Source organism: Neisseria sp. P0008.S010 (assembly GCF_051962715.1).
GTDB lineage: Bacteria > Pseudomonadota > Gammaproteobacteria > Burkholderiales > Neisseriaceae > Neisseria > Neisseria elongata.
On the sequence record NZ_JBQCVA010000466.1, the window covers coordinates 1 to 229 of the forward strand.

Here is a 229-nt window from a genome sequence, read left to right on the forward strand (position 1 = left end):
TTGCCGCGCTGTTTTTGCAATTCGACGGCCAGGCGGAATAACCAGGCCAAGTCGTTGTGGTGCGTGAAGGCGTAGCCGCCCTCCAGGCCGGTTTCGCGGTTGAAGTGCGGTTCTATGGTTTGTATGCGCAAGTTGTCGGCAATGGCGACGCGCTCGATTTTGCATTCTGGCTTGACCACGCGCCACTCGGCATCGACGTCGAAATAGATGCTGACGGCAGGCTGTGTTT

At 57.6% G+C, this 229-nt stretch carries 1 pseudogene; it reads right to left on the reverse strand.

Annotated features, from left to right (window positions below):
* A pseudogene (locus tag ACTHSL_RS14365) lies at positions 1-229 on the reverse strand (RNB domain-containing ribonuclease); the annotation flags it as partial.